At 67.2% G+C, this 8111-nt stretch carries 6 protein-coding genes and 1 pseudogene; 4 read left to right on the top strand and 3 right to left on the bottom strand.

The window, feature by feature from the left end; all coding sequences use genetic code 11:
* Window positions 1-809: pseudogene (locus tag WA965_RS29375) on the bottom strand (hypothetical protein); the annotation flags it as partial.
* A gap of 160 nt (window positions 810-969) precedes the next feature.
* Window positions 970-2058 carry an NAD(P)-dependent alcohol dehydrogenase gene (locus tag WA965_RS29370; RefSeq protein ID WP_526303202.1) on the bottom strand — a complete coding sequence of 363 codons (1089 nt, stop codon included), beginning with the start codon at window positions 2056-2058 and terminating at the stop codon, window positions 970-972.
* Between the two features lie 237 nt (window positions 2059-2295).
* Between WA965_RS29370 and WA965_RS29365 the strand changes: the two genes are divergently transcribed.
* From WA965_RS29365 to WA965_RS29350, 4 genes are all read left to right on the top strand, one after another.
* Complete coding sequence (locus WA965_RS29365) at window positions 2296-3828, top strand: Re/Si-specific NAD(P)(+) transhydrogenase subunit alpha (RefSeq protein WP_526303201.1); 1533 nt, start codon at window positions 2296-2298, stop codon at window positions 3826-3828.
* Window positions 3829-3831: 3 nt separating this feature from the next.
* Entirely contained in the window at window positions 3832-5271 is a 1440-nt protein-coding gene (gene pntB / locus WA965_RS29360; protein ID WP_526303200.1) for a Re/Si-specific NAD(P)(+) transhydrogenase subunit beta, read from the top strand.
* Window positions 5272-5335: 64 nt separating this feature from the next.
* Window positions 5336-6556 carry an acyl-CoA dehydrogenase family protein gene (locus WA965_RS29355; protein ID WP_526303203.1) on the top strand — a complete coding sequence of 407 codons (1221 nt, stop codon included), beginning with the start codon at window positions 5336-5338 and terminating at the stop codon, window positions 6554-6556.
* Window positions 6556-7356: a tyrosine-protein phosphatase gene (locus WA965_RS29350; RefSeq protein WP_526303199.1), complete on the top strand. Its 801-nt coding sequence runs from the start codon at window positions 6556-6558 to the stop codon at window positions 7354-7356. Before WA965_RS29355 ends, WA965_RS29350 begins: the two co-directional genes overlap by 1 nt.
* A gap of 124 nt (window positions 7357-7480) precedes the next feature.
* On the opposite strand, the gene WA965_RS29345 is transcribed toward WA965_RS29350, so the two are convergent.
* Window positions 7481-7969 carry a DUF456 family protein gene (locus WA965_RS29345; protein WP_526303198.1) on the bottom strand — a complete coding sequence of 163 codons (489 nt, stop codon included), beginning with the start codon at window positions 7967-7969 and terminating at the stop codon, window positions 7481-7483.
* Window positions 7970-8111: the final 142 nt, after the last annotated feature.

The following is an 8111-nucleotide window of genomic DNA, read 5'->3' as shown; positions in this document are numbered from 1 at the left end:
CCGAACAACCCCGCCGCACCACCGACACCGCCGTTTGCGCCGTCGCCGCCGTTGCCGAAGAACAGACCGCCCCGGCCACCATCGCACGCCGAGCCCACGCAATCCGCCGCAGCATCCACCCCATCACCGAACAACCCGAATAACGGCCCCCCGGGCCAACCACGCACCCCCACAACCGAATCTGAATCCGAACCGACAAGCCACGCCGCCACCCGCAACGACGACGGTGGACACCCCACACCAATACAGACCCGCGACTGGTCCGGAACGGATTCCACCCGCTGAGAATCAGCTGTGATGTCGACGCTGCTGCTGAAGGAGCGAAACCGTACCCAGTTCCCAGAGCCGACTATCGTCACAGAGTTACCTTCGCCGAGCATCACGACATGGTTGTCGTCGCCATCAATTCGGACGGTCCCCAGCGACGATGCCGCGGTAACCACCACGCGATCGCCGGTGATGTCGACCTGGGTCGCTGTTGCCGTAACCCTTACGAATGAGCCATTGACATCTACAGATCTGCCCTGGAGCTCCCCGCCGGCATAACTGCCGTCACCGTTCACAGAGACGCCGGCGTGTGATCCGACAGCGTAGGCCCTGGCGTTCAACCCCCTGGCAATGGCTTCAGCACCCACATTCACGGCTGTTGCCTGCGCCGTTCCGATCTGCGTCACGACCTGGCCGTCTCGGGCGTAGGACAAGTGGCCCGGGGTTGTGACAGCATCAGCCGGGGCGAGACTGATCCCGACGCCGCAACCCAGAGCCAGCGCGAGCGTTCCCACCCGCCCGACAACGTTGGAAATTCGCACGGTGGTCCCCTTGCTGAGTTGGTCGCGCGCCGCAGTCGACGCCCACTCGGGGACCGCCGTAGGCAATTCTCCTATCAGACGTCTCCAAGTTTGCTATATAAAAGCAATTCTTACCGCACTATCCAAATAACGAAGTGCATTGCGTATGCCGGTGCTCGCGTTACCAGGTCAGCACCGGTTTGACGACGTCGCCGGAGTGCTGTTGTTCGAGGGCGTCGTTGACGTCACCATGCGGGAACGCCGTGACCAGCCGCTCGATCGGGAACCGGCCGTTCGAGTGCAGATCCAGCAGGAACGGGATGAACGTGGCTGGGATCGAGTCGCCTTCGAGGCATCCATGCACACTCTTGCCGCGCATGACGAGGTCGCGGACGTCGATGTCGGGCACACCGGTGCCGAGCCCCACGGCCACCGCGGCGCCACCGACCGCCAACGCGGCGACGGCGTCGGCGAGCACCGACGGACGTCCGGTGGTGTCCAATGCGCCATCCACTCCCCCACCGGTGAGTGTGCGGATGGCTCCCACAGGATCGTCGGCAGGATCGAGCGCGGCACTCACACCGAGGCTTTCCGCCAATGCCCGACGCACAGGCGACGGCTCGACCACGATCACCGTCGCGACATCGACCGTGAGTGCAGCCAGCACTGCCGCCAAACCGACTGCACCCGCGCCGAAGACCACCAGCGAGCTATCGGGCCGGGGCCGAAGAACGTTGAGCACCGCACCGGCCCCGGTCTGGAAGCCACACCCCAGCGGCGCGGCGATCACCGGGTCGGTGTCGGGGTCCACGACAACGGTGTTGTCGGCGTGGGACAGCGCGTAGCCGGCCAGGCTGGACTGTCCGAAGAATCCGTCGAGCACCACCTGTCCGGCCACAGTCACTCGGGCGGAACCGTCGGGGCGAGCACCGAAGTTGTTCAGCCGGGCGGCTTTCCGGCAGTAGGCGGGCCGCCCTGTGGCGCAGTTCGGACAGGCGCCACAATGACGGAACGTGAGCACCACCCGGTCGCCGGGTCGAACCGAGGTGACCTCGCGGCCGACCGCTTCGACGACCCCCGCACCCTCGTGCCCCAGCAGCACCGGCCGATCCGGCGACCCCGCAACACGATTGACCAGATCGGTATGGCAGATACCGGATGCCTCGATCCGCACCAGGATCTCGCCCGGCGCCGGGTCGTCGACCTCGACGTCGGCGAGGACGAACGGATCCTGATGCGCGTAGGACAGCGCGGCGGTGGTGACGGGCATGTGCGTCACCGTAACCTTCGCTTGACGCGCGTCAACTCGCGCTTCCAAGCCCGCCCGGCGGGTTTACATGTCAGCGCGCGTCCGTCACGCCCAGCGGGGTCTGCGCCCTACAGGCGTTACCGCGAGTCCGGCGAACTCTTACACTGACGTATTCCACCCGTCCAACGACGAGCTGTGTCGGGGCGCCTTCGCGCGTCCGACTGCACCGTGAGCGAAGCCTAGATCGGATCGATATCGATGATCATCGGGATACCGAGAGAGTCCCTGCCTGGTGAAACGCGCGTTGCCGCCACCCCGCAGACGGTGGGGCAACTCATCAAGCTCGGCTACGACGTGGTGGTCGAGTCCGGCGCGGGAATCGCATCGACGTTCACCGACGAGGCGTTCACCGAGGCCGGCGCCGACATCGGTACGGCCACGCAGGTCTGGTCTGCGGATGTGGTGTTCAAGGTCAACGCCCCATCCAGTTTCGAGATCGCCTCGCTGCGTGACGGCGCGACCGTGATCGGCCTGATCTCGCCCGCGCTGAAGCCCGAGCTGGTCGAGGAGCTGTCCTCGCGGCGCATCACGGTGCTGGCCATGGATGCGGTGCCGCGCATCTCCCGGGCGCAGTCGATGGACGTGCTGTCGTCGATGGCCAACATCGCCGGCTACCGCGCCGTGGTCGAGGCGGCCCACCGGTTCGGCAGATTCTTCACCGGACAGGTCACCGCGGCCGGCAAGGTACCGCCGGCCAAGGTGCTGGTCGTCGGCGCAGGCGTCGCAGGACTGGCCGCGATCGGCGCGGCCGGCAGCATGGGGGCCATCGTGCGTGCCACCGACCCCCGGCCCGAGGTCGCCGATCAGGTGAAGTCGCTCGGCGGGGAGTACCTGTCCGTCGACCCGGCGGCGGCCGAGGTGTCGGCCACCGGCTACGCCAAGGAGATGGGCGACGACTACAAGGTCCGCGAGGCGGCCCTGTACGCCGAGCAGGCCAAGGACGTCGACATCATCGTCACCACCGCGCTGATCCCCGGAAGGCCCGCGCCGCGCATCATCACCGCCGACATGGTGGCCTCGATGAAGTCCGGCAGCGTCATCGTCGACATGGCGGCGGCCAACGGCGGAAACGTCGAGGGCACCGTCAAGGACCAGGCCGTCGTCACCGACAACGGTGTGACGATCATCGGCTACACCGACCTGGCCGGACGACTGCCCGCCACGGCATCGCAGCTTTACGGCACCAACCTGGTCAACCTGCTGAAGCTGCTGACCCCGGAGAAAGACGGACAGCTCACCCTCGATTTCGACGACGTGGTGCAGCGCTCGGTGACAGTGGTCCGCGACGGTGAGGTCACGTGGCCGCCGCCGCCGGTGCAGGTCTCGGCCGCTCCCGCTGCGAAGGCCGCTGAGCCTGTCGAGGCGAAGCCGGCCAAGAAACCCATGACGACCGGGCGCCGCCTGGGAGTGACGTTCGCCGTCGCGGCGGCACTGTTCGCCCTGATCGCGCTCTCGCCGGCGGCACTGCAATTCCACCTGATGGTCTTCGCGCTGGCGATCGTCATCGGCTACTACGTGATCGGCAACGTGCATCACGCGCTGCACACCCCGCTGATGTCGGTGACCAACGCGATCTCCGGGATCATCGTCGTCGGCGCGCTGCTGCAGATCGGGCACGGCAACAACATCATCACCGGGATCGCCTTCGTGGCGATCCTGCTCGCCAGCATCAACGTCTTCGGCGGCTTCGCGGTGACGCGCCGCATGTTGTCCATGTTCTCGAGGAGCTGACCCATGCTTACGCTGGAAAACACCGCCACCGCGGCCTACGTCGTCGCCGCCCTGCTGTTCATCCTGGCGCTGGCCGGGCTGTCCAAGCACGAAACATCCAAGGCCGGTAGCAGTTTCGGTATCGCCGGGATGGCCGTCGCGCTGATCGCGACCATCGCGCTGGCGCTGGCCCGCGACATCGAACCCCTCGGCTTGGCGCTTCTGATCGTCGCGATGGTCATCGGAGCGGTGGTCGGGCTGTGGCGGGCGAAAATCGTCGAGATGACGGGCATGCCCGAGTTGATCGCGCTGCTGCACTCGTTCGTGGGACTGGCCGCCGTGTTGGTCGGCTGGAACGGCTACCTGCACGTCGAGGGTGATCCCTCCGGCGCCGAAGCTCTGCAACTCGCCCGGGAGGGGATGCTGGGCATCCACTCGGCCGAGGTGTTCATCGGCGTCTTCATCGGTGCGGTGACCTTCACCGGGTCCATCGTCGCGAACCTCAAGCTGTCCGCGCGGATCAACTCGGCGCCGATGATGCTGCCCGGCAAGAACATGCTCAACGTCGGCGCGCTGGTGGTCTTCTTCGCGCTCACGGTCTGGTTCGTCATCGACCCGACGCTGTGGCTGCTGGCGGTGGTCACCGTGCTGGCCCTGCTGCTCGGCTGGCATCTGGTGGCCTCGATCGGCGGCGGCGACATGCCGGTCGTGGTGTCGATGCTCAACAGCTATTCCGGTTGGGCCGCAGCGGCTTCGGGCTTCCTGCTGGGCAACGACCTGCTGATCATCACCGGCGCGCTGGTCGGCTCCTCTGGTGCCTACCTGTCCTACATCATGTGCAAGGCGATGAACCGATCCTTCATCTCGGTCATCGCCGGCGGCTTCGGGATCGAAGCGGGCCCGGCCGAGGACAAGGATTACGGCGAGCACCGCGAGATCAACGCCGACGGTGTCGCTGAGCTGCTCAGCTCGGCCAGTTCGGTGATCATCACCCCGGGCTACGGGATGGCCGTCGCCCAAGCTCAGTACGGCGTGGCCGACCTGACCCGCAAACTGCGTGAACGCGGCGTCGACGTTCGATTCGGAATCCATCCCGTCGCCGGACGCCTGCCCGGCCACATGAACGTGCTGCTCGCCGAGGCCAAGGTGCCCTACGACATCGTCCTCGAGATGGACGAGATCAACGACGACTTCGACGGCACGTCCGTCGTGCTGGTGATCGGCGCCAACGACACCGTCAACCCGGCGGCCTCCGAAGACCCGTCGAGCCCGATCGCCGGCATGCCGGTGCTGACGGTGTGGAACGCCGAGAACGTCATCGTGTTCAAACGGTCCATGGCCTCGGGGTACGCCGGCGTGCAGAACCCGCTGTTCTTCCGGGAGAACACCCAGATGCTGTTCGGCGACGCCAAGGACCGCGTCGACGCGATCAACGCGGCGCTCTCGGTCGGCGAGCACGTATAGCCGACTGTGCCCGGAGAGGGCAGTTTTTTACGCGTGTCATATCGTGACGGGCATGGACTTCGCGATGTCGGCCAAAGGGCAGGACTACTACGACCGGCTGAGCGCCTTCATGACCGAGCACGTGTTTCCCGCCGAGGCGTCCTACGAGGCCTACCGGCATGAGAAGGGGCAGAACGACCACACGGTGCCGCCGGTGGTCGAGGATCTCAAGAAGCTGGCCAGGGAACAGGGTCTGTGGAACCTGTTCCTGCCCTCGGAGTCGGGGCTGAGCAATCTGGAGTACGCGCCGCTGGCTGAGCTCAGCGGCTGGAGCATGGAGATCGCTCCCGAGGCACTCAACTGCGCGGCGCCCGACACCGGGAACATGGAGACGCTGCACCTGTTCGCCACCGAGGAGCAGTCCAAGCAGTGGCTCGAACCGCTGCTCAACGGTGAGATCCGCAGTGCCTTCGCGATGACCGAGCCCGCGGTCGCGTCGTCGGATGCCCGCAACATCGAGACGACGATGCTGCGCGACGGGGACGACTACGTCATCAACGGCCGCAAGTGGTGGATCTCGGGGGCCGCGGACCCGCGCTGCAAGATCCTGATCGTGATGGGCCGGACCAACCCCGACGCCGCGAGCCATCAGCAGCAGTCGATGATCCTGGTGCCGGTCGATACCCCCGGGGTGTCGATCGAGCGGTCGTTGCCGGTGTTCGGCTGGCAGGACCAGCACGGGCACTGCGAGGTCAGCTTCGACAACGTGCGGGTGCCGGTGTCGAACCTGCTGCACGAAGAGGGCAGCGGGTTCGCGATCGCCCAGGCCCGTCTCGGTCCGGGCCGCATTCACCACTGCATGCGTGCGATCGGGGTGGCCGAGCGGGCGATGGCACTGATGATCGACCGGGTGCAGACGCGCATCGCGTTCGGCAAGCCGTTGGCCGAGCAGGGTGTGGTGCAGCAGCAGATCGCGCTGTCGCGCAACGCGATCGATCAGACCAGGCTGCTGTGCCACAAGGCGGCGTGGACCATCGACCAGCACGGCAACAAGAGCCCCGAAGCGAGGCTGCAGGTGGCCCAGATCAAGGCGGTCGCACCGCAGATGGCGTGCGACGTGCTGGACCGGGCGATTCAGGTGCACGGCGGGGCGGGCATCTGCGACGACGTGCCGCTGGCCCGACTGTACGGGTGGCACCGGGCGATGCGGCTGTTCGACGGCCCCGACGAGGTGCACATGCGCACGATCGCCCGCGCCGAACTCGGCAGGGAGAAGTCCGCTTTCGCGGCGGCGGTGACGAAGTAGTGGCTTCCGTCGGCGACGAACTGTCGGGTGCGTGGAACTTCCGCGACGTCTCCGAGCAGACGGGCATCGCGCCCGGCCGGTTCTTCCGGGCCAGCGAGCTGTCCAAGCTCGACGACGACGGGCGCAGTGCGCTGGCCGGCTACGGCGTCACCGACGTCGCCGACCTGCGAACGCTGCGCGAACTCGAGAAGCACGGCGCCGGGTTGGTGCCTGCCGGGGTGGACATCCACCATCTGCCGTTCGTCGAGACCTCGGTCTCCGACGGCGAGGCCCCGCACGAGTACGCCTTCCAGCGGATGATGACCGAGAAGCCGTCCGACGAGTCGGTCGGTGACGCCGCGGCGCGGTACATGACCGAGGAGTACGGGCGCATCGCAGCCGCACCGCTGGCTCGCCAGGCCGTGCACCGCGTCGTCACGCTGCTCGGCTCGGAGCGAAAGGTCTTGGCGCACTGCTTCGCCGGCAAGGACCGAACCGGTTTCACCATCGCCGTCGTGCTGGAGGCGGCCGGTGTCGGGCGGGACGCGATCATGGCCGACTATCTGCGCAGCAACGTCGCCGTCCCGCAACTGCGGGAGAGCATCCTGGCCAACGTGCGCGCCCGGGCGGCGGAGATGCCCGAGGTGCTCGAGCTTGCCGAAGCCCGGCTGACCGAGTCGGTACTGGGCGTACGCGAGGAATACCTGGAGACCGCGCGGCGCACGCTCGACAATGAATACGGCTCGCTGCGTGGCTATCTCGAGGCGTCCGGGGTGACCGACGCTGACGTCGACCGGTTGCGCGCGGCCCTCAACGGGTGACTTCGGCGTCGGGGGTGAGCGTGCCGTTACGGGCCCTCGCATCCATATCGACACCAGGGCTGCTGATGTGCAGAATTCTGCACTACCCGCAGCCCTGACGTCGATCTCGCGTGGAGCAGGCCAATCAGCCCACGGTCACCCACACGCCGATCGCCCAGGTGATCGTCGCCAGCAGCGCCCCCGTCAACTCCACGCCGATGGACAGCGCGACACCTTTGAGGGCGTGCACCGTCGACGCCCACGCCCGGGTGGCGTCGCGGCGGATCGCGAGTTCGGCGGCGAACACGCCCGCGATGAAGCCGATGAGCAGACCGATCACAGGAATGACGAAGAAGCCGATGAAACCGGCCACCGCCCCGATCACCAGCACCGACGTCCGCACCTCGGCCCGGCGCATCCGTTTGACCGGCCAGACGTACTTGATGATCTCGGCGGCGCCGAAGAACACCGCCGCGACCCCGAAAGTCACCCACGACACCGTCGTGCTCTCGACGAACGCCCACACCCCGATGGCCGCGATCACCAGCAGCGCGCCGGGCAGGATCGGCACGATGATGCCCACCAGGCCGACGGCGATCGCCAACGCGACGAGGACGATTCCCGCGGTGCTCATTCCAGCGAGACTACGGTGTCCCGGGCCACCCGATCAGTCGGCGCACAGGGTCAGGGGTCGAGGACGAGCTTGCCGTGCACCGCGCCGTCGGCGCGCGCCTCGAGGGCCGCGCGGCCCTGCGACAGCGGGTACCGCACCGGCG

The sequence above is a fragment of the Mycobacterium sp. genome, assembly GCF_049683935.1.
Lineage (GTDB): Bacteria > Actinomycetota > Actinomycetes > Mycobacteriales > Mycobacteriaceae > Mycobacterium.
The sequence above is the reverse complement of the archived record's forward strand: the minus strand, read 5'-3'. Positions and strand labels throughout refer to the sequence as shown.

Coding starts and splice junctions, on each gene's coding strand:
- WA965_RS29345 (WP_526303198.1), bottom strand. CDS start 7,969: ATGAGCACCGCGGGAATCGTCCTCGTCGCGTTGGCGATCGCCGTCGGC.
- WA965_RS29355 (WP_526303203.1), top strand. CDS start 5,336: ATGTCGGCCAAAGGGCAGGACTACTACGACCGGCTGAGCGCCTTCATG.
- WA965_RS29365 (WP_526303201.1), top strand. CDS start 2,296: ATGATCATCGGGATACCGAGAGAGTCCCTGCCTGGTGAAACGCGCGTT.
- WA965_RS29370 (WP_526303202.1), bottom strand. CDS start 2,058: ATGCCCGTCACCACCGCCGCGCTGTCCTACGCGCATCAGGATCCGTTC.
- pntB (WP_526303200.1), top strand. CDS start 3,832: ATGCTTACGCTGGAAAACACCGCCACCGCGGCCTACGTCGTCGCCGCC.